General features: G+C 72.1%; 18 protein-coding genes and 1 pseudogene. 7 read left to right on the forward strand and 12 right to left on the reverse strand.

The window, feature by feature from the left end; translation table 11 throughout:
- Window positions 1–42: 42 nt before the first annotated feature.
- The 3 genes from RFN52_RS08685 to RFN52_RS08695 form a co-directional block, all read right to left on the reverse strand.
- Window positions 43–1,002, reverse strand: coding sequence for an SPFH domain-containing protein (locus RFN52_RS08685; RefSeq protein WP_184844611.1), 960 nt, complete (start codon window positions 1,000–1,002; stop codon window positions 43–45).
- 133 nt (window positions 1,003–1,135) lie between these two features.
- Window positions 1,136–1,567 (reverse strand): NfeD family protein, encoded by a 432-nt coding sequence (locus RFN52_RS08690; RefSeq protein ID WP_161368928.1) that lies wholly within the window; start codon window positions 1,565–1,567, stop codon window positions 1,136–1,138.
- 95 nt (window positions 1,568–1,662) lie between these two features.
- A complete protein-coding gene (locus RFN52_RS08695; RefSeq protein WP_033310988.1) occupies window positions 1,663–2,460 on the reverse strand; it encodes an ABC transporter ATP-binding protein in 798 nt (265 codons plus the stop codon).
- Between the two features lie 161 nt (window positions 2,461–2,621).
- Here RFN52_RS08695 and RFN52_RS08700 point away from each other — a divergent pair, with 161 nt between their 5' ends.
- Window positions 2,622–3,407: an Rv1486c family protein gene (locus RFN52_RS08700; RefSeq protein ID WP_184844614.1), complete on the forward strand. Its 786-nt coding sequence runs from the start codon at window positions 2,622–2,624 to the stop codon at window positions 3,405–3,407.
- Between the two features lie 249 nt (window positions 3,408–3,656).
- Here RFN52_RS08700 and RFN52_RS08705 read toward each other — a convergent pair whose 3' ends face one another.
- The 3 genes from RFN52_RS08705 to RFN52_RS08715 form a co-directional block, all read right to left on the reverse strand.
- Window positions 3,657–3,899, reverse strand: a complete 243-nt coding sequence (locus RFN52_RS08705; protein WP_184844617.1) for a chaplin — start codon at window positions 3,897–3,899, stop codon at window positions 3,657–3,659.
- Window positions 3,900–4,054: 155 nt separating this feature from the next.
- Window positions 4,055–4,696: a response regulator gene (locus RFN52_RS08710; RefSeq protein ID WP_184844620.1), complete on the reverse strand. Its 642-nt coding sequence runs from the start codon at window positions 4,694–4,696 to the stop codon at window positions 4,055–4,057.
- The gene (locus tag RFN52_RS08715) at window positions 4,689–5,834 is read right to left on the reverse strand and encodes a GAF domain-containing sensor histidine kinase (protein ID WP_184844623.1); all 1,146 of its coding nucleotides are present in this window, start codon (window positions 5,832–5,834) and stop codon (window positions 4,689–4,691) included. Before RFN52_RS08715 ends, RFN52_RS08710 begins: the two co-directional genes overlap by 8 nt.
- A 236-nt stretch (window positions 5,835–6,070) precedes the next feature.
- Here RFN52_RS08715 and RFN52_RS08720 point away from each other — a divergent pair, with 236 nt between their 5' ends.
- The 3 genes from RFN52_RS08720 (at window position 6,071) to RFN52_RS08730 (ending at window position 8,918) form a co-directional block, all read left to right on the forward strand.
- Window positions 6,071–6,769: an SDR family NAD(P)-dependent oxidoreductase gene (locus RFN52_RS08720; RefSeq protein ID WP_184844626.1), complete on the forward strand. Its 699-nt coding sequence runs from the start codon at window positions 6,071–6,073 to the stop codon at window positions 6,767–6,769.
- Complete coding sequence (locus RFN52_RS08725; RefSeq protein ID WP_184844628.1) at window positions 6,766–7,821, forward strand: S-adenosylmethionine:tRNA ribosyltransferase-isomerase; 1,056 nt, start codon at window positions 6,766–6,768, stop codon at window positions 7,819–7,821. The genes RFN52_RS08720 and RFN52_RS08725 overlap by 4 nt, the downstream gene beginning before the upstream one ends.
- Before the next feature lie 341 nt (window positions 7,822–8,162).
- The gene (locus tag RFN52_RS08730; RefSeq protein WP_184844631.1) at window positions 8,163–8,918 is read left to right on the forward strand and encodes a transglycosylase SLT domain-containing protein; all 756 of its coding nucleotides are present in this window, start codon (window positions 8,163–8,165) and stop codon (window positions 8,916–8,918) included.
- An 89-nt stretch (window positions 8,919–9,007) separates the two neighbouring features.
- On the opposite strand, the gene RFN52_RS08735 is transcribed toward RFN52_RS08730, so the two are convergent.
- Window positions 9,008–11,530, reverse strand: coding sequence for an ABC transporter ATP-binding protein/permease (locus RFN52_RS08735; RefSeq protein ID WP_184844634.1), 2,523 nt, complete (start codon window positions 11,528–11,530; stop codon window positions 9,008–9,010).
- A gap of 240 nt (window positions 11,531–11,770) precedes the next feature.
- Between RFN52_RS08735 and RFN52_RS08740 the strand changes: the two are divergent.
- Both RFN52_RS08740 and serB read left to right on the forward strand, forming a co-directional pair.
- Window positions 11,771–13,327: pseudogene (locus RFN52_RS08740) on the forward strand (streptophobe family protein); the annotation flags it as partial.
- A 1,073-nt stretch (window positions 13,328–14,400) separates the two neighbouring features.
- Complete coding sequence (serB, locus tag RFN52_RS08745) at window positions 14,401–15,627, forward strand: phosphoserine phosphatase SerB (RefSeq protein WP_184844640.1); 1,227 nt, start codon at window positions 14,401–14,403, stop codon at window positions 15,625–15,627.
- Window positions 15,628–15,749: 122 nt separating this feature from the next.
- Here the strand turns inward: serB and RFN52_RS08750 are convergent, their stop codons facing one another.
- From RFN52_RS08750 to RFN52_RS08765, 4 genes are all read right to left on the reverse strand, one after another.
- On the reverse strand, window positions 15,750–16,268 hold the full coding sequence (locus RFN52_RS08750; RefSeq protein ID WP_184844643.1) for a SixA phosphatase family protein: 519 nt from the start codon (window positions 16,266–16,268) through the stop codon (window positions 15,750–15,752).
- 65 nt (window positions 16,269–16,333) lie between these two features.
- Window positions 16,334–16,540, reverse strand: a complete 207-nt coding sequence (locus RFN52_RS08755) for a hypothetical protein (protein ID WP_062931376.1) — start codon at window positions 16,538–16,540, stop codon at window positions 16,334–16,336.
- Between the two features lie 164 nt (window positions 16,541–16,704).
- Window positions 16,705–16,821, reverse strand: coding sequence for an SGM_5486 family transporter-associated protein (locus tag RFN52_RS08760; protein ID WP_097215821.1), 117 nt, complete (start codon window positions 16,819–16,821; stop codon window positions 16,705–16,707).
- Between the two features lie 66 nt (window positions 16,822–16,887).
- Window positions 16,888–18,237, reverse strand: a complete 1,350-nt coding sequence (locus tag RFN52_RS08765) for a CynX/NimT family MFS transporter (protein ID WP_184844646.1) — start codon at window positions 18,235–18,237, stop codon at window positions 16,888–16,890.
- Window positions 18,238–18,307: 70 nt separating this feature from the next.
- Here RFN52_RS08765 and RFN52_RS08770 point away from each other — a divergent pair, with 70 nt between their 5' ends.
- A complete protein-coding gene (locus tag RFN52_RS08770) occupies window positions 18,308–19,000 on the forward strand; it encodes a FadR/GntR family transcriptional regulator (RefSeq protein WP_142164766.1) in 693 nt (230 codons plus the stop codon).
- A 57-nt stretch (window positions 19,001–19,057) separates the two neighbouring features.
- Here RFN52_RS08770 and RFN52_RS08775 read toward each other — a convergent pair whose 3' ends face one another.
- The gene (locus RFN52_RS08775) at window positions 19,058–19,426 is read right to left on the reverse strand and encodes a hypothetical protein (protein WP_184844649.1); all 369 of its coding nucleotides are present in this window, start codon (window positions 19,424–19,426) and stop codon (window positions 19,058–19,060) included.
- Window positions 19,427–19,492 lie beyond the last annotated feature (66 nt).

A 19,492-nucleotide genomic window follows, 5' to 3' on the forward strand; every position in this document is an offset into this window, starting at 1 on the left:
GGCCCGCTTCCCTGGGAAGCGGGCCCCTCCGTGTGTGCCAGGTCAGTCGATGGACGGCTTCTCGCGGCGCTCCTGGGCGGGGACGCCGGCTTGGGGTCCGCCCGAGTTGCCGCCGGAACCGCCGCCGAGGCCGCCGAAGTTGCCCATGGCGCCGGACAGGCCCTTGAGGGCGTCGCCGATTTCGCTGGGGACGATCCAGAGCTTGTTGGCGTCGCCCTCGGCGATCTTGGGGAGCATCTGGAGGTACTGGTAGGAGAGGAGCTTCTGGTCCGGGTCGCCGGCGTGGATGGCCTCGAAGACCGTGCGCACGGCCTGGGCCTCGCCCTCGGCGCGCAGGGCGGCGGCCTTGGCCTCGCCCTCGGCGCGCAGGATCTGGGACTGCTTCTCACCCTCGGCGCGCAGGATCTCCGACTGCCGGACACCTTCGGCCTGGAGGATCGCGGCGCGCTTGTCGCGGTCGGCGCGCATCTGCTTCTCCATCGAGTCCTGGATGGAGGTGGGCGGTTCGATCGCCTTGAGCTCGACGCGGTTGACGCGGATGCCCCACTTGCCGGTGGCCTCGTCGAGGACGCCGCGCAGGGCCGCGTTGATCTCTTCGCGGGAGGTGAGGGTCCGCTCCAGGTCCATGCCGCCGATGATGTTGCGGAGGGTGGTGACGGTGAGCTGCTCGATCGCCTGGATGTAGCTGGCGACTTCGTAGGTCGCGGCCCGTGCGTCGGTCACCTGGTAGTAGATGACGGTGTCGATGTTCACGACCAGGTTGTCCTGGGTGATCACCGGCTGCGGCGGGAAGGGCACGACCTGTTCGCGCAGGTCGATGCGGTTGCGGATGGTGTCGATGAACGGGACGACGATGTTGAGGCCCGCGTTGAGTGTCCGCGTGTAGCGCCCGAAGCGCTCGACGATGGCCGCACTGGCCTGTGGGATGACTTGGATCGTCTTGATCAGGGCGATGAAGACCAACACCACCAGGATGATCAGGACGATGATGACCGGTTCCATCGTCGTTCCCCGTGTCCCTTCTCCGCTTCGGCGTCTTCGGCAGATCTTATGGTTGTCGAAGATCTTGCTGGTCGAGTCTGACAGACCGTCGCGTGGCTGGCGAGGAGTTCCACTCCAGTTACGTCCTGCGAGGTCACATGACGATCGCGGTGGCTCCTTCGATGTCCACGACATCCACTTCCTCGCCTGATTCGTAGGCGCGGCCGGTGTCGAGAGCGCGGGCCGACCAGACCTCTCCGGCGAGTTTGATCCGGCCGCCGGAGGCGTCGACGCGTTCCAGGACGACGGCTCGTCTGCCCTTCAACGCCTCCACGCCGGAGGCGAATTGGGGTCGTTGAGCACGGTGACGGTTCGCGATGGGCCGTACGACGGCGATGCCCGCGGCCGAGATGACGGCGAAGACCGCGACCTGGGCGACGGCTCCGCCGCCGAAGACGCCGGTGACCACCGCCGCGGCGATGGCGCCCACCGCCAGCATGCCGAGTTCGGGCATCGCGGTGACCACGAGCGCGATGCCGAGCGCTGCCGCGCCGATCAGCCACCACAGCCATGCGTCGATTTCCACATGGTCATGGTAGGTCCGCGGGCCCTGTCGCCGACAGGGCGCCCGTGGTGTGAAATCCCGTTCTTGCCCTGGGATTTGGGAAGCGGCGGTCAGGCTCAGGAGAGCGGGAGGCCCTGCGCGGTCCAGCGCTCGCCCGACTGTTCGACGACGAGCGGGAGGCCGAAGCAGAGGGAGAGGTTGCGGGAGGTCAGTTCGAGCTCCAGCGGGCCGGCGGCGAGGACCTTGCCCTGGCGGATCATGAGGACGTGGGTGAAGCCCGGGGGGATCTCCTCGACGTGGTGGGTGACCATGAGCATCGAGGGGGCGATCGGGTCGAGGGCGAGGCGGCCGAGGCGGCGGACGAGGTCCTCGCGGCCGCCGAGGTCGAGGCCGGCTGCGGGCTCGTCGAGGAGGAGCAGCTCGGGGTCGGTCATCAGGGCGCGGGCGATCAGGGTGCGCTTGCGCTCGCCCTCGGAGAGCGTGCCGAACCTGCGGTCCAGGTACTCGCTCATGCCGAGGCGGTCGAGGAAGGCGCGGGCGCGCTGCTCGTCGATGTCCTCGTAGTCCTCGTGCCAGGTGGCGGTCATGCCGTACGCGGCGGTGAGGACGGTCTCCAGCACCGTCTGGCGCTTGGGGAGCTTCTCGGTCATGGCGATGCCGGCCATGCCGATGCGGGGGCGCAGCTCGAAGACGTCGGTGCCGGGCCGGCCGAGGGTCTCGCCGAGGATGGCGGTGGTGCCCGAGCTGGGGAAGAGGTAGGTGGAAGCGAGGTTGAGGAGGGTGGTCTTGCCGGCGCCGTTCGGGCCGAGGATGACCCAGCGCTCGCCCTCCTTGACCGACCAGGAGACCTGGTCCACCAGAGCCCGGCCCTCACGGACCACGGATACGTCCTGAAGCTCCAGAACATCGCTCATGAGCGCGTTGTCTCCCCTTGCAGTGTGGCCGGTCTCGGCTGTCGCGTAAGCCTGTGGCTCGGTCCGCCGCGCCGGTGGGCGCAGCCCTCCATGAAATCTACGCCACCGGTCGTACCGGGCGTTCCCTCGGTCCGGTCCTTGGAGGGTCCTAGGGTGGAGGCATGCTCTCGGAACCACGTGCTGGACGTCTCGCAGCTTGGGGAAATGCCCTTTTGGCCGGGCTTGTCTCGCCGGACGACGCCGTTCTCGCCATCGTCGGCGCGGACGCGGTGCACCGGGTGGAGGGGCTGCCGGGCGAGTCGGGACAGGTCGGACTGACGCTCGCGCTCGGGCGGCTGCGGACGCTCGGGGTGACCGGGCTGCGGGTGGCTCTGCCCGCGCCGGGGCATCCGCTGGGGCTGAGCGGGCCGCCGGAGTTCAACGCGCGTGCGCTGGAGGCCGAGGAGGCGGTGGTCTGCCACGGGGCCGCCTACGGGCTGGTGCCGGACGTGTACGAGGCCGGTCCCGAGGGGGTGCAGGTCGAGGTGGTGTGGCATGTGCTGCCGGTGCGGGAGGCGCCGCCCGCGGATGTGCCGTCGCTGGGCGAGGCGGAGCGGGAGCTGGCGGAGGCCCTGCGGGAGGCCACGGAGGTGCTGACGCGGCTGGACGTGGCGGGGTCCGGGCCGGTGGCGGAGGCGGCGATCGATGCGTACCGGGCGCGGGCCGAGCGGGGGCGGGAGGTGCTGGCGCCGGGGTATCCGCCGCGGGCGGTGCGGGTGCTGGAGCTGGCGCAGCGGGTGGGGACGCTGATCGGCGTGGCGACGGAGAGTGGGCACGGGGGCGCGGTGAGTTCGTCGGAGATCTCCGCGCGGCGGGAGGCGTTGCGGCCGGTGGAGCGGACGGCTCGGCGGGCGCAGGTCGCGGCGTACAACTCCGTTGTGGAGGAGCGGGAGCGGGGGGTGCGGTGACGAGGTGGGGCGTGGTGCCCGGCGTTGGCGCTGAGGCCGGGTGGGTGCGCAGCCCGGCGTCGCGGGGCGCCGCCTGCACCCACCCTCCCCCAAGCTCTCGGCTTCGCTCGAGCAGGGGGGACCCCCATCGCCCCTAGCGGCACGCATGCCCGCAGCGGGGCGGCACGCATGCCCGTAGCCACGCCGAACGGCCTCCCGGGCAGGACCGGGAGGCCGGGACACCTCCGGCTCGGAGACGGAGGTGGGGTGTCAGTGGTTGACGGCGAGGTTGCCGAAGGCCGGGTTCAGGATGCCCACGACGTTCACGCTGTTGCCGGACACGTTGACCGGGACGTGCACCGGGGCCTGGACGACGTTGCCCGAGCCGACGCCCGGGGAGCCCACGGCCTGGCCGTCGGCGTGCGCGCTGGTGGCGGAGGCGATGCCCGCGCCGGCGGCCAGCAGGCTACCCGTCACCATCGTCACGGCCGCTGCCTTCTTCAGGTTCTTCACTTCTGAGCCCTCCTTGCGATTGCCGCGGCAGGCGCCGCAGCACGCACTGGAGAACGGCGGAGATCCATCGAGGTTGCGCCATATGAGGGACGTTCCCACGACAGTATGAATCTCGGTCCGGAACGCAACCTTCCGCGTTGCCGTGGGGGAGCCCGTCAGCCCGTCACGCCATGGCGAACGGCCCACAAGGCGGCCTGTGTTCGGTCGGCCAGGTCGAGTTTCATCAGGATGTTCGAGACGTGGGTCTTGACGGTCTTCTCGGAGAGGACGAGCGCGCGGGCGATCTCCCGGTTGGAGCGGCCGTCCGCTATCAGCCCGAGCACCTCGCGTTCCCGCTCGGTGAGCGAACCGGCCCTTCCCGTCCCCGCGTTGTTCTCCTCCTGCGCCAGCAGGGCGCCGGCGACCTCCGGCTGGAGGAGGATGTGCCCGGCGTGCACCGAGCGGATGGCTCCGGCGAGGGCGTCGGGGTCGACGTCCTTGTAGACGTATCCGGCAGCGCCGGCGCGCAGGGCCGGGACCACCGTGCGCTGCTCGGTGAAGCTGGTGACGACCAGCACGCGCGCGGGGTTGGCCAGCTCGCGGAGTCTGCGCAGGGCGTCGACGCCGTCCATGCCCGGCATCTTGACGTCCATCAGGATGACGTCGGGCTTCAGCTCCTCGGCGCGGTCGACTCCTTCGGCGCCGTCCGCCGCCTCGCCGACGACCTCGATGTCGTCCTGCACTTCGAGGAAGGTGCGCAGACCACGGCGGACGACCTGGTGGTCGTCGACGAGCAGCACCTTGATCGCGTCAGCCACCGGGGACCTCCATTTCGATGACGGTGCCCTTGCCGGGCACCGATTCCACGGTCAGCGTGCCGCCGGCGCCGCTCGCCCGGTCCCGCATGGAGACCAGGCCGAGATGGCGTCCCGCGTGACGCACCGCCTGCGGGTCGAAGCCGCTGCCGTCGTCCGTGATCCGCAGGACGGCTCCGCCGCCGAGGCGGTCCAGGGTCACCTCGACGTGGTCGGCACCGGAGTGGCGCAGGGCGTTGTGCAGGGCTTCCTGGGCGACGCGCAGGAGGGCCTCCTCCTGGGATGCGGGCAGGGCCTTCACGCCGTGGCCGGCGAAGGTGACACGGGCGCTGTGGGCCCGGTCGAGGACCTGTATCTGTGTCCGGAGGGTCGCCACGAGGCCGTCCTCGTCGAGGGCGGCGGGCCGCAACTCGACGACCGCGGCGCGCAGTTCGTCGGCGGCCTCGGCGGCCAGGGCCGCGACCTGCTGGAGTTCGCCCTTGGCGCGGGAGGGGTCGCGGTCCACCAGGCGGGCCGCGGCCTGGGCGGTCAGGCGCAGGGAGAACAGCTTCTGGCTGACGGCGTCGTGCAGTTCGTGGGCGAGGCGGGAGCGCTCCTCGGCGATGGTCAGTTCACGGCTGCGCTCGTAGAGGCGGGCGTTGGTGAGGGCGATCGCGGCGTGCTGGGCGAGGATGCCGAGCAGCTCCTCGTCGTCCTCGGTGAAGCCGCAGCCGCCTTCGGGCCGCTCACAGTTCTTGTTGGCCAGGAACAGCGCTCCGATGACCTCGTCGCCGTCGCGGATCGGCAGGCCGAGGAAGTCGACCAGGTCCGGGTGGGCCTTCGGCCACCCCTCGAAGCGGGGGTCCTTGCGGACGTCCGCGAGACGTTCGGCCCTGGCCTCGTGCAGCATCGCGGCGAGGATGCCGTGCTGGCGCGGGAGGGGGCCGATGGCCTTCCACTGCTCCTCGCTGACGCCGTCGACGACGAACTGGGCGAAGCCGCCGTGGTCGTCCGGGACGCCGAGCGCGGCGTACTGCGCGTCGAGCAGCTCGCGGGCCGAGGCGACGATCGTCTTGAGGACGTCGCGCACCTCTAGATGCCTGCTCATGGCCAGCAACGCGGAGCTCACCGCGGCGAGGCCGGACCGGGGACCGTGACTCATGTCCTCACGGTACCGGCGGGCTGTGACGGGGCGGATCGGACCGCCGGCGGCCGGGTGCCCGGTCGGTGGGCCTAGGTCCCGGGGCCGAGACCGCCGGGCGGCGGGTCCTACGGCCGGGGCCGCCGGGCCCATGGCGTAGGGCGAAGGGACCCGGTGGATTGCGGCCCGCGTCCGAGGCGGCCCGGGTGGCCCCGTTCCTAGGTTGAGGGCACGCGATCAAGATGAGGGAGCGGATCATGCCGGTTGCGATCATCACCGGGGCATCGAAGGGGCTGGGGCGGGCGCTGGCCCTGGCCCTGGCCGGGCGGGGCTGGGACCTGGTGCTCGACGCCAGGGGCGCAAAGGCGCTGGCGGAGACGTCAAAGGAGGTGTCCGCGCAGGGCACGCGGGTGGCCGCCCTGCCCGGGGACGTCACGGACGCCGGGCACCGGGCGGAGCTGGTGGGGGCGGCCTGGCGGCTGGGCGGCGTCGACCTGCTGGTGCACAACGCGAGCGCGCTGGGTGCCGAGCCGCTGGTCAGGCTGGAGGAGCTGCCCCTGGAGGGGCTGCGCCGGGCGTTGGAGGTGAACCTGGTGGCGGGGCTGGGTCTGGTCCAGGAGGCGCTTCCGCTGCTGCGGGCCTCGCGGGCGGGCGCCGTCGTCGCGGTGAGCTCGGACGCGGCCGCCGAGGCGTACCAGACCTGGGGCGGTTACGGGGCGTCCAAGGCGGCTCTGGACCATCTGGTGGCCGTGCTCGCCGTGGAGGAGCCGGGGCTGCGGGTCTGGGCGGTCGATCCGGGGGACATGGCCACGGACCTGTACGCGGCGGCCGTACCGGAGGACCGGGAGCCGCGGCCGGAGCCGGCGGCTGTCGTGCCGGGGTTCCTGCGGCTGCTGGACGAACGTCCGGCGAGCGGGCGGTACGGGGCCCCGGCGCTGCTGGACGGAGCCCGATGACACTGGCCGTGCGTGTGCCGGAGGAGCTGTCGGCCCGGGTGCCCGTGGAGCAGCGGGGGCCGGGGCTGGAGCGGGACGCCGTGCGGATGCTGGTGTCGCGGGGTGCCGAGGTGGCGCATCACACGTTCCGGGAGCTGCCGCTGCTGCTGCGGGCCGGGGACCTGCTCGTGGTCAACACCTCGGCCACGCTGGCGGCGGCCGTGGACGGATGGACCGGGCACGCGCGCGTGGTGGTGCACTTCTCGACGCGCGGGGACGACGGCCGCTGGGCGGTGGAGCTGCGGGAGCCCGACGGGCGGGGCACCACACGCGCGCGTGCGGGTGGGCCTGCGGGGAGGGAGGTGCGCCTGCCGGGTGGTGTGCGGCTGGTTCTGGAGGAGCCGCTGAGCGGGCGGGGTGAGCGGCTGTGGTGGGCGCGGGTGTCCGGGGCGGGGGTGCCGGGGCTGCTGCGGGATTACGGGCGGGCCATTCGCTACGCCTATACGGAGCGGGACCAGCCGCTGTCCGTCTATCAGACGGTGTTCGCGCTGCCGTCGGCGGACGGGACGGGCAGCGCGGAGATGCCGAGCGCGGCGCGGCCCTTCACGGCGCGGCTGGTGGCGGAGCTGGTGAGCCGGGGGGTGCTGTTCGCGCCGGTCACGCTGCACACGGGGGTGGCCTCGGCGGAGGCGCACGAGCCGCCGTATCCGGAGCGTTTCGCGGTGCCGGAGGCGTCGGCGCGGCTGATCGAGGCCGCGAGGGCCGGTGGGGGCCGGGTGGTGGCGGTCGGGACGACGGCGGTGCGGGCCGTGGAGTCGGCGGTGGGCGCCGACGGAGCCGTACGCGCGGGTGCGGGGTGGACGGACCTCGTCGTCACGCCGGAGCGGGGGGTGCGGGTGGTGGACGGGCTGCTGACCGGGCTGCACGAGCCGGAGGCCTCGCATCTGCTGATGCTGGAGGCGGTCGCGGGGCGGGTGGCGGTCGAGCGGGGGTACGAGGCCGCGCTGCAAGGGCGCTATCTGTGGCACGAGTTCGGGGACGTGCACCTCGTCCTGCCCTCAGCACGCCCCTGAAAGGGCTCACACACAGCATCGCTTGTGCAACTGCGCGTGAGGCTGATCTAGGGGCGGTGTGAGCCCTCGCATAGGACCCACGTCACGTACGAAGGGACGTAGGAGACAAAGTCGCCCCTTTTGAGCGGCACGGACAGTCCAATCTGCACCGATTTGCCCCTCCCTGATCCACTATCTTCCTTCGTACGTCACACCTTTGCCACGCCATTTTGCTGCCGCTAAGAATTGGCGACGTCGCTCAGCGCCGTGGGTTCACCTCCGCGGCGTTTGTGTCGGAAACACACCGAGTCCAACGCCGGACGCCGAGCGACTCCCGCGCTATTCGAAGAGGTCCACGCAGCATGCCCAAGAACATCTTCAGCCGTGTTCAGAGTCGTAGCCTGACCCGTCACCACAAGATCGCCATGGCAGGTGTCGCCACCCTCGGCGCCGCCGCCATCGGGTTCTCCGCGGTGCCGAGCGGCGCCTCGACCAAGACCACGACCGAGGCCGCTCAGCCGGCTGCGGTGGCGTACAGCACCCAGCAGATCAAGGACGTCAAGGCGAGCGTCACGGACCAGATGGCCGGCGCCAGCCTGAAGGCCGAGCAGATCGCGGCGAAGAAGAAGGCCGACGCCGCGGCCGCCGCCAAGAAGAAGGCCGCCGCCGAGGCCGCGAAGAAGAAGGCCGCCGCCGAGGCCGCGAAGAAGAAGGCCGAGGCCGCCCGCGAGGCGAAGGAGGCCGCGAGCCGCGCCGCCAAGCGCGCCGAGGCCAAGAAGGCCGCCGCCAAGAGCTACCCGAACAACCTCGACGGCTGGATCCGCGAGTCGCTCGACGTCATGAAGAAGCACGGGATCCCGGGCTCCTACGACGGCATCAAGCGCAACATCATCCGTGAGTCCTCGGGTAACCCGAAGGCGATCAACAACTGGGACATCAACGCGATCAACGGCATCCCGTCGAAGGGCCTGCTGCAGGTCATCCCGCCGACCTTCAAGCACTGGCACGTCCCCGGCACCTCCTGGGACATCTACGACCCGGTAGCCAACATCACCGCCGCCTGCAACTACGCGGCCGACAAGTACGGCTCGATGGACAACGTCGACAGCGCGTACTGAGGCCGGCGCGGGACTCAGCTCGCTGTACGAACGCCGAAGGGCGGCACCCTCCTGACGGGTGCCGCCCTTCGGGCGTCGTACGGCGGTGGTTACTTGCGCATGACCTCGGGCTCGTGGCGGCGCAGGAAGCGGGCCACGAAGAAGCCGCAGATCACGCCGAGGACGAGGAGCGCGCCCATGTCCATGGCCCAGGCCCCGACCGTGTGCTCCCACAGCGGGTCGTTGTCGCCGGCCGTCTCGGGCGGGCTGATCTTGTTGAAGTCCAGCGTGGCACCGGAGGCGGCGACCGCCCAGCGCGACGGCATCAGGAACGAGAACTGGTTGACGCCGATCGAGCCGTGCAGCGCGAACAGGCAGCCGGTGAAGACGACCTGGATGATGGCGAACATCACCAGCAGCGGCATGGTCTTCTCGGCGGTCTTCACCAGCGAGGAGATGATCAGGCCGAACATCATCGAGGTGAAGCCCAGCGCCATGATCGGCACGGACAGCTCCAGCATCGTGGCGCTGCCGAAGACCAGGCCCTCTTCGGGGATCTCACGGCTGGAGAAGCCGATGACGCCGACCAGCAGGCCCTGGAGCACGGTGATCATGCCGAGCACGAACACCTTGGACATCAGGTACGCCGAGCGCGAGAGGCCGGTGGCGCGCTCCCGCTCGTAGATGACGCGTTCCTTGATCAGTTCTCGGACCGAGTTCGCCGCGCCCGCGAAGCAGGCGCCGACCGCGAGGATCAGCAGGACCGTGGTGGCCGTGCCGTTCGGGATGATGCGGCCGGTCTCCGGGTTGGCCGGGTTGGGCAGCAGGCCCCTGTCGGCGTCGATGAGCAGGCTGACCGCGCCCAGCACGGCCGGCAGGATCACCATCAGGGCGAGGAAGCCCTTGTCCGAGGCGATCACTGAGACGTATCGCCGGACAAGCGTGATGAACTGGGACATCCAGCCCTGCGGCTTCGGCGGCTTCATCGCCTGCATCTGCGGGACCTGTACGGACTGTGGCGCGACGGCGTCGATGTCCGCGGCGTACATCTGGTAGTGCTGCGAGCCCTTCCAGCGGCCCGCCCAGTCGTAGTCGCGGTAGTTCTCGAAGGCGGAGAAGACATCGGCCCAGGTGTCGTAGCCGAAGAAGTTCAGCGCCTCCTCGGGCGGGCCGAAGTAGGCGACCGAGCCGCCCGGCGCCATCACCAGCAGCTTGTCGCAGATCGCCAGTTCGGCCACCGAGTGGGTGACGACGAGGACCGTACGGCCGTCGTCGGCGAGGCCGCGCAGCAGCTGCATGACGTCGCGGTCCATGCCCGGGTCGAGGCCCGAGGTCGGCTCGTCCAGGAAGATCAGCGACGGCTTGGTGAGCAGCTCCAGGGCGACCGAGACGCGCTTGCGCTGGCCGCCGGACAGGGACGTGACCTTCTTGTCCTTGTGGATGTCGAGCTTGAGCTCGCGCAGCACCTCGTCGATGCGGGCCTCGCGCTCGGCGCCGGTGGTGTCGGCGGGGAAGCGCAGCTTGGCCGCGTACTTGAGGGCCTTCTTGACGGTCAGCTCCTTGTGCAGGATGTCGTCCTGCGGGACCAGACCGATGCGCTGGCGCAGCTCGGCGAACTGCTTGTAGAGGTTGCGGTTGTCGTACAGCACCTCGCCCTGGTTGGCGGGCCGGTAGCCGGTGAGCGCCTTGAGCAGGGTCGACTTGCCGGAGCCGGACGGGCCGATGACCGCGATCAGCGACTTCTCCGGGACGCCGAAGGAGACGTCCTTGAGGATCTGCTTGCCGCCGTCGACCGTGACGGTCAGGTGGCGGGCGGAGAAGGACACCTCACCGGTGTCGACGAACTCCTCGAGCCGGTCGCCGACGATGCGGAACGTCGAGTGGCCGACGCCGACGACGTCGGTCGGGCCGAGCAGCTGCGTGCCGCCCTTGGCGATCGGCTGGCCGTTGACGTACGTGCCGTTGTGGGAGCCGAGGTCCCGGATCTCCATACGGCCGTCGGGCGTCGAGTGGAACTCGGCGTGGTGCCGGGAGACCTGCAGGTCGGAGACGACCAGTTCGTTCTCCAGGGCACGGCCGATGCGCATCACGCGGCCGAGGGAGAACTGGTGGAACGTGGTCGGGCTGCGGTCACCGTAGACCGGAGGTGCCCCCGCGACACCACCGGGACCCTGCTGCTGCGGGATGTGCGCCCCGGCCTGCTGCGGCTGCTGCCAGCCGGCCTGCGGGACCTGCTGCTGCGGCGGCTGCTGGGCCGGGGCCTGCTGCCCCCACGCCGGGTTCGCGCCCTGCGCCGCGTACGGCTGCTGGGGCTGGGCCTGCGGCGTGGCGACGGAGGCCGCGGCGCCGGAGAGGTTCAGGCGCGGACCGTCGGTCGCGTTGCCCAGGTTGACGGCCGAACCGGGGCCGAGCTCCAGCTGATGGATGCGCTGCCCCTGCACGAACGTGCCGTTGGTGCTGCCGTGGTCCTCGATGACCCAACTGCGGCCGTTGAAGCTGACCGTGGCGTGACGCCAGGAGACCCTGGCGTCGTCGAAGACGACGTCCCCCTGCGGATCACGTCCGAGGGTGTATGCCCTGGACGGATCGAGCGTCCAGGTACGTCCGTTTGATTCCAGTACGAGTTCCGGCACTCCAGCCCCACTGAGTTGTCCCCCGAGTTACCCCCGACATGGGGAGTCTAGGGATGTCGAACATCGGGGGGAACTATTTCAGGAGCGGCCCCCTGACCGAAAGTCGGGCCTTGTGAAGACCGGGTTCGGCCGCATCGGCCGATTCCGTTGACGGGGTTGAAACCGGGCCGGAGAGTGGTATTTCGACGCGAGGGGGACATGCGTGGTGTTCCCGTCGCGCAGCGGATCGGGGGGTCTGCCATGAGTGCTGCCGCAGGGGCCGGGACGGCGAGGGACGACGCGCGCGTGCCGTGGGGGGACGTGCTGATGTCCGCCGTGGCCGCCGTGAGCTGGGCGTTGATCGGGATGGCGGGGACCGCCGCGCTGGGTCTGCGGCTGCTGGAGGCGGACACGGCGGGCTCCTTGGGGCCGATGACCGCGGCGGTGGTGGCCCTCGGGGCGGGTGGTTCGGTCACGCCGTCCGGTGAGGTGTCGGCGTTCGGTATCACGGGCGCGGAGGCGGACACGGCCATCGAGATCACGCCACTGGGGGTGAGCCTGGTCGGGGCGGTGCTGCTGTCCTGGTTCTTCCTGCGGTCCTTGCGGGCGGCGGGAGTTGTGATCTCACGGGCCGAACTGCTGGCGCGGGCGGGCGCGGTGGTGGCGTTGTTCGTGGCGATGCTGGGCGGTCTGGCGTGGGCGGGCCACGACGTCATCACCATCGACGGCGGTTCGCTGGGGCTCGACGACGTGACCGGCGGGAGCGGGGGCGTCGAGATCCCGGGGCTCGGGGACGTCGGGGGGCTGCTGCCGGACCGGCTCGGCGATCTGGTCGACGCGCAGGCCGCTGTCGGCTTCACGGTCGACACCGCACCGACGCTGCTCGGCGGGTTCGGCTGGTCGGCCGGGGTCCTCCTCGTCGCCCTGCTGGCCTCGCGCCGTACGCCGCTGCCGCCGGGCTGGGAGGCCGTGCACCGCGTCGTGCGGCCGGCCGTGTCGGCCGTGGTGACCGTGCTGCTGGTGGCGGTCGCGGCGGGCTTCGCCGCGGCGGCGTACGCGGCGATCGGCGACGACCGTCCCGAGCGCATCGCCGGAGCGGCGCTGCTCGGGGCGCCGAACGGGGTGTGGCTGGGCATCCCGCTCGGCCTGTTCGTGCCGTGGGACGGACGCGCTACGGGCGAACTGATCCGCTTCCTGCCGGACCCGCTGGACGACCTGCTCGGTGCCGGGTCCGAACAGCCGGTGACGCTGAGCCGGCTCGCCGAGCTGGACGGCCGGGTGTGGCTGCTGGCGGTGGCGGCGGCGTTGACGATGCTGCTGGCCGGTGTGTTGACGGGAGTACGGACGCCGGCCGGGGAAGGGCCCGGCGCGCTGCGTTTCGCGGGGTGGTGCGCGCTGCGACTGGGGGTCGCGACGGCCCTCGCCCTGCCGTTGCTCGCCTGGCTGACGGACGTCTCCGTGACCGCCTCCCTGTCCGTGCTCGGCTTCGACGCCTTCGGCGGCGGCATCGAACTCCACGGCCCGCTGGGCTTGGCCCTGCTGCTGGGCGCGGTGTGGGGCGCGGGGGCCGGGGCCGTGGGGGCGCTGCTCGCGTGGGCGTGCGGCGCGGCGGGGCGCCGGGCGACGGCATGGGCTCGGGGCGAGGGCCTGGCCGGCAGGGCAGAGTCCCGGCCGGGCGGCGGGTGGGGCGGGCGTGGGACGGGGCCCGGAGCGGGGAGCAGGCATGCCGAGTACGGGGCTGGCGCCCGACAGGCGGCGCCCTGGGGTGGTGGGGGGCCGACGGGGTACGGCGGGGGCGAGGGGCAAGGCCGGCCGGGGGCCGGCGAGGTGCGGCCGGGGGACTACGCCGAGGAGGGGCAGGGACCGGGGCGGTACGACGGGGGTGCCGGGCAGGCCTGGACGGGGGCCGGTGGGGTGCGGCCGGGGGACGACGACGGAGGCGGGCAGGGCTGGCCCCGGGGCGGCGCAGGGCGACCTGAGGACGACGCCGTTACTGGGCAAGCCCAGGCCGGGGGCGGCCCAACGCCCGTGGGACACCACCAAGGCCCCGGGCAAGCCTGGCCCGGGCCAGGGCAGCCCGGGGGCGTTACGAACGCCGGCCTCGGCCCGGAGCGGGACGGCACGGGCGTCGGCGCAAGGCGGCCTGAGGGCGACGCCGGTACTGGGCAAGCCGGGGCCCGGGGCGGCACAGAGCCCGCGGGACGACACCACCAGGGCTCTGCGCAGACCTGGCCCGGGGCAGGCGCAGCACGACCCGAGGGCGACGCCGGCGACGGCCTCGGACCGCGGCAGCGCGACGACGCCGGCGCCGGCACACGGCGACCCGCGGACGACGCCCCTGGCGGGCAGCCCGGAGTCCGTGGTGGGGTGCCTGGCCAGGAAGCCGGGCCCTACGCCCCGGGTACGCCGTACCGGCCGCCGAACCCGGGGACCAATCCGTACCTCCGGGTGCCGGACGAGCTCCGCGAGCCGCGGGACGCACCCCCTCCGGAGGCGGAACCGCACGGCGATGCCGCTCCCGGGGCCGAGGACGGCACACCGGCGGACGACGGGCCCCCCGCCCCCGGCGACGTCTACGGCGCCCCCACCGTCGTACGGCAGGTCGGGCCGCCCCCGCGTGGCCCCCGGCAGTCGCCCGGGCCGAGGAACGGGACCGGACCGCCCCCTCCTCCTCCGCCTCCCCCGCCGCCGCGGCAACCACGCGGCGGGAGGTGACCGGCGAAGGACCGGACGTCGTGCCGGCACCGTCATCGTCATCAGGATCGGCATCGGCATCGGCATCGGCATCGGCACGAAAGGTTCACGCCGCCGACGCGACATGCAGTGTTCGCTGTCCGCCAGACGGACCTCAGGGGCGGTATGCCCTGCCCGCCGGATACGGTGGAACCACCATGAGCGCTTCGCAGACCTCGTCTTCCGACGTCCCTGCCGACGTCCCCACCCTCCTTGTGAAGATCTTCGGCAAGGACAGGCCGGGCATCACCGCCGGTCTCTTCGACACCCTCGCCGCCTACTCCGTCGACGTCGTCGACATCGAGCAGGTCGTCACCCGCGGCCGGATGGTGCTCTGCGCGCTCGTGACCGAGCCGCCTCCCGGGCTGGAGGGAGATCTGCGGTCGACCGTCCACAGCTGGGCCGAGTCGATGAAGATGCAGGCGGAGATCATCTCCGGCCTGGGCGACAACCGCCCGCGCGGGCTGGGCCGGTCCCTGGTCACCGTGCTCGGGCATCCGCTCACCGCCGAGGCCACGGCCGCCATCGCCGCGCGGATCACGAAGACCGGCGGCAACATCGACCGTATCTTCCGGCTCGCCAAGTACCCCGTGACCGCCGTCGAGTTCGCCGTCTCCGGCGTGGAGACCGAACCGCTGCGCACCGCCCTGGTGACGGACGCGGCGCGGCTCGGGATCGACGTGGCGGTCGTCGCCGCCGGTCTGTACCGGCGCGCGCAGCGCCTGGTCGTCATGGACGTCGACTCGACGCTGATCCAGGACGAGGTCATCGAGCTGTTCGCCGCCCACGCCGGCTGCGAGGACAAGGTCGCCGAGGTGACGGCGGCCGCGATGCGCGGGGAGCTGGACTTCGAGCAGTCCCTGCACGCGCGCGTGGCACTGCTGGAGGGGCTGGACGCCTCGGTCGTGGACAAGGTGCGCAGCGAGGTGCGGCTGACGCCGGGCGCCCGCACCCTGATCCGTACGCTCAAGCGGCTCGGCTACCAAGTCGGCGTCGTCTCGGGCGGATTCACCCAGGTCACGGACGATCTGAAGGAGCGGCTCGGGCTGGACTTCGCCCATGCCAACACCCTGGAGATCGTCGACGGCAGGCTGACGGGCAAGGTCACCGGCGAGATCGTCGACCGGGCGGGCAAGGCGCGGCTGCTGCGCCGGTTCGCCGCGGAGGCGGGCGTGCCGCTGTCGCAGACGGTGGCGATCGGTGACGGTGCCAACGACCTGGACATGCTGAACGCCGCCGGTCTCGGTGTCGCCTTCAACGCCAAGCCGGTGGTGCGCGAGGCCGCGCACGCCGCGGTGAACTTCCCCTTCCTGGACACGGTCCTGTATCTGCTGGGCGTCACGCGGGAAGAGGTCGAGGCGGCGGACATCCTCGACATCGGCTGACCCGGCACGACATCGGCCGACCCGACCAGACAGGGACGGCTGACCCGGCACGACATCGGCCGACCCGACCAGAGAGGGGCCCGGCGCCGCACCGGCGCCGGGCCCCTGTCACGCGGGGATCGTCACTCGGCCGGCGCCCAGTAGTCCCGCAGCGTGGCCACGCCCGGCTCCAGGCTCTTCCACGTGCCGCCGAACGACAGTACGGCGAAGGCGGCGGCCGGGAAGCCGCGGCGGGTCATCCGCTCCCGGGCGTCGTCCTCGCCGGAGCCCGCCAGGACGTCGGCGAGGCCCTGGATGCCGGGGTTGTGCCCGATCATGAGGACGTTCTGCGCGTCGTCGGGGGTCTCGTTGAGCAGGGCGATCAGCTCGCCGGGCGAGGCCTCGTAGACCCGCTCCTCGTAGACGGTTTTCGGCCGCTGCGGGAACTCCTGGACGGCGAGCTTCCAGGTCTCCCGGGTCCGGACCGCGGTGGAGCACAGGGCCAGGTCGAAGGCGATACCGGTGTCGGTCAGCCTGCGCCCGGCCTCCGCCGCGTCCATTCGGCCCCGGTCGGCGAGCGGACGCTCGTGATCCGTGACCTGTGGCCAGTCGGCTTTCGCATGGCGGAAGAGGACAATCCTTCGGGGTTCTGCGACGCTCATGAGATCCAGCTTCGCATGAAACACGCCACGGGGCGCAGGGAGTTGACCACGGGCTTCGGCCGTGGTCAGCGGGCGATCAGCTGGTGCACGCGCTCGAAGAGGTGGGTGATCGCCGGGTCACCGGTGGCGGCGTGGGCGTCGGACGGGTTCAGGATCAGGGCGAGCAGCGCGGTGAAGGCGAGCACGGGCAGGGCGAGAGCCCACCAGGGCAGCCGGCCGGCGGCACCGGCCCGGGTCGCCGGGTGGGGCCGGGTGTGCGTAGGGGCCGACATGGTGCCTCCGCTCTCCGAGTGGTCGGTGACCGTCCCGCGGTCACACAATCCAAGCTACGGAATGCGCGGCTGCCGCCCCATCCGGTGATCCACCCACTTGACCCTGACCCTCACCCCCTAGGGGACAGGGGGGCTAACCCCACCACGGGCCGCGCGAGCGCGGGTCATGGCGAGGCGATGGTCGCGATGACGGCGATGACGATGAAGATCGCGAAGAAGGCGCCGAAGACGAGCAGCATCTTCTTCTGACCGTGCTGGGGATTCGGGTCGAGCACTGGCATGGGGCAAGTGTCCCACCCCCCGAGGCCGCCCGGTGCCCGGGGGTGACCCCCGGTCCCGGGGCGTGCTCAGCGGGCCGCCTCGTCCTCCACCGTGCGGTCGCGCCCGGCCAGGAAGCCGACGACCATCTGCGGGATCATCAGGGCGCTCATCAGCGCGATCGGGAGGCCCCAGCCGCCGCTGTGCTGGTAGAGGACGCCCACCAGGAGCGGTCCGGGGATGGAGATCAGGTAGCCGGTGCTCTGCGCGAACGCCGACAGCCGGGCCACGCCTTGGCCGGTCCTGGCCCGCATGCCGACCATGGTCAGGGCGAGCGGGAAGGCGCAGTTGGCGACGCCGAGCAGCACCGCCCAGGCCCAGGCGCCGGCGGCGGGCGCCAGGTACAGCCCGGCGTAGCCGGCGAGGCCGCAGACGCCCAGGGCGAGCACGATCGGGCCCTGGTGGGGCAGCCGGGTGGCCAGGCGGGGTATGACGAGGGCCAGGGGCACGCCCATCACCATGGTGACCGCGAGGAGCAGCCCCGCGGTGCCGGCGGGGACACCGGCGTCCCGGAAGATCTGCGCCATCCAGCCCATGGTGATGTAGGCGGCGGTGGCCTGGAGGCCGAAGAAGACGGCCAGGGCCCAGGCGGTGCGGCTGCGGGTCATGCGCAGCCGGGGCGCCTCCACGCGCGCGTGCTCCGCGGAAGCGGAAGGAGACACCGGGCCCGGCGTCTGCGTCGCCCCGGCGGCCTCCTCCCCCGCCCCGGGCGGTGTGGCGCGTCCCCGGACGAAGGGCAGCCACGGCAGGACGGCCGCGACGGCGAGCCCCGCCCACAGGGCCAGGCCCGTCTGCCAGCTGCCGCCGAGGGTGTCGGTCAGGGGGACCGTCACCGCGGCCGCGAGGGCCGTTCCGAGGGCGAGGGCCATCGAGTACAGGCCGGTCATGGAACCCACGCGGTCGGGGAACCAGTGCTTGACGATGACCGGCATCAGGACGTTGCTGACGGCGATGCCCATGAGGGCCAGGGCGCTGCCGGCCAGGAAGCCGGCCGTGCCGCCGGCGTAGGGACGGACGAGCAGGCCGGTGGCGATCGCGGCCATGCCGGCGCACACCACGGCACCGGCCCCGAAGCGGCGGGCGAGCCGCGGTGCCATGACCCCGAAGACGGCGAAGCACAGCGGCGGCACGGAGGTGAGCAGCCCGGCGACGCTGCCGCTCATGCCGAGCCCGTCGCGGACCTCCTCCAGGAGGGCGCCGAGGCTGGTGATGGCGGGGCGGAGGTTGAGCGCGGACAGCACGATGCCGAGGACGAGCAGCCGCACCGTCCACGCGCGCGTGGCGGCGCCGCCCGGTTTCCCCGCGTCGTGCGCGGCCGCGCTGCGTCCGGTCGGGGGCGTCATCGTCCGGGTTTCCTCACTAGCCATGCGGCCCATCATAGAATCATGGGATGATTGACTGTCCACTCCTCCGCTGCCCTGCGGCCCCCTGGTCGTGCGAAGGTGAGCCATGCCCCTGAGCCATCCCCGCCGTTCGGCGCTCTCCGAGCAGGTCATCGCCGCCCTGCGGGCCCAGATCACGTCGGGCGAGTGGCCGGTCGGCTCCCGCATCCCGACCGAGCCGGAACTGGTCGAGCAGCTGGGCGTCGCCCGCAACACGGTCCGTGAGGCCGTCCGCGCCCTGTCGCACAACGGCCTGCTGGACATCCGCCAGGGCTCCGGCACGTACGTCGTGGCGACGAGTGAGCTGGCCGGCGTGATGCAGCGGCGGTTCGCCGAGGCCGACCCCCGGCACATCGCCGAGCTGCGCTCCACGCTGGAGTCGGCCGCCGCCCGGCTGGCCGCCGAGCGGCGCACGGAGAAGGACCTCAAACAGCTCGACGCGCTGCTGCTGCGGCGGGAGGAGGCCTGGGAGTCGGGCGACAAGGAGGCGTTCGTGACCGCGGACGCGACCTTCCACCTGGCCGTCGTGTCCGCCTCCCACAACGACGTGATGACGGCCATGTACGCGGATCTGGGCGAGGTGCTGCGGGACTGGCTGCGCGAGGACGTCGGCGAGAAGCTGACGCCGGAGACGTACATGGACCACGGGCGGCTGCTGGAGGCCATTCGCGCGGGCGAGGCGGACACGGCCGCGGCGGAGGCGGCCCGCTACCCGTTCCTGTGCCGGCTGGGCGGCGTCACCTCCCCCACCGGTGACTGACACCACCCACCGCGCTCAGCTCGGCCCTCCCACCGGTGACTGACACAGCCCGCCGGCTCAGCTCTCCCGCCGGTGGCTGATCCACACCTCGCCGATCTCTTTCCAGCACCGCCCCGTCAGCCGCACGGTCTGCGCGGGCCCGGCCGCGACCGGTGAGCTGTCGGTGTCGATGTCCCACCAGCGGGTGCACTCGACGTGCAGGCTCACCCGGTCGGTCTCCGGGTAGGGGTTGTGGCAGTACGCGGTCACCTTGGAGCCGTTCACGCGGATCCGGCACGCGGCGCCGAAGGGGTCGGCGGACTCCCGCTCATCGGCGGACTCCCGCTCATCGGCGGGAACGCGCGCGTGGGGCACCGCCTCGTACGCCAGGGTCAGCACGAGCGCGACGGCGAGGGACGCTGAGGCCGTTCGGCGGGACAAGCGCACAAGGGGACCTCCTCGGCCGTGCTGGGGAGGGGCTCGGGTGGTGAACGCGTACTCCTGGATGCCCAG

Origin of the sequence: Streptomyces collinus (assembly GCF_031348265.1) — a bacterium.
Lineage (GTDB): Bacteria > Actinomycetota > Actinomycetes > Streptomycetales > Streptomycetaceae > Streptomyces > Streptomyces collinus.

What these genes read in the sequence shown, in the direction of transcription:
- RFN52_RS08685 (WP_184844611.1), bottom strand. Translation starts at nt 1,002, where the DNA reads ATGGAACCGGTCATCATCGTCCTGATCATCCTGGTGGTGTTGGTCTTC.
- RFN52_RS08695 (WP_033310988.1), bottom strand. Translation starts at nt 2,460, where the DNA reads ATGAGCGATGTTCTGGAGCTTCAGGACGTATCCGTGGTCCGTGAGGGC.
- RFN52_RS08700 (WP_184844614.1), top strand. Translation starts at nt 2,622, where the DNA reads ATGCTCTCGGAACCACGTGCTGGACGTCTCGCAGCTTGGGGAAATGCC.
- RFN52_RS08715 (WP_184844623.1), bottom strand. Translation starts at nt 5,834, where the DNA reads ATGAGTCACGGTCCCCGGTCCGGCCTCGCCGCGGTGAGCTCCGCGTTG.
- RFN52_RS08720 (WP_184844626.1), top strand. Translation starts at nt 6,071, where the DNA reads ATGCCGGTTGCGATCATCACCGGGGCATCGAAGGGGCTGGGGCGGGCG.
- RFN52_RS08725 (WP_184844628.1), top strand. Translation starts at nt 6,766, where the DNA reads ATGACACTGGCCGTGCGTGTGCCGGAGGAGCTGTCGGCCCGGGTGCCC.
- RFN52_RS08730 (WP_184844631.1), top strand. Translation starts at nt 8,163, where the DNA reads ATGCCCAAGAACATCTTCAGCCGTGTTCAGAGTCGTAGCCTGACCCGT.
- serB (WP_184844640.1), top strand. Translation starts at nt 14,401, where the DNA reads ATGAGCGCTTCGCAGACCTCGTCTTCCGACGTCCCTGCCGACGTCCCC.
- RFN52_RS08750 (WP_184844643.1), bottom strand. Translation starts at nt 16,268, where the DNA reads ATGAGCGTCGCAGAACCCCGAAGGATTGTCCTCTTCCGCCATGCGAAA.
- RFN52_RS08755 (WP_062931376.1), bottom strand. Translation starts at nt 16,540, where the DNA reads ATGTCGGCCCCTACGCACACCCGGCCCCACCCGGCGACCCGGGCCGGT.
- RFN52_RS08760 (WP_097215821.1), bottom strand. Translation starts at nt 16,821, where the DNA reads ATGCCAGTGCTCGACCCGAATCCCCAGCACGGTCAGAAGAAGATGCTG.
- RFN52_RS08765 (WP_184844646.1), bottom strand. Translation starts at nt 18,237, where the DNA reads ATGATGGGCCGCATGGCTAGTGAGGAAACCCGGACGATGACGCCCCCG.
- RFN52_RS08770 (WP_142164766.1), top strand. Translation starts at nt 18,308, where the DNA reads ATGCCCCTGAGCCATCCCCGCCGTTCGGCGCTCTCCGAGCAGGTCATC.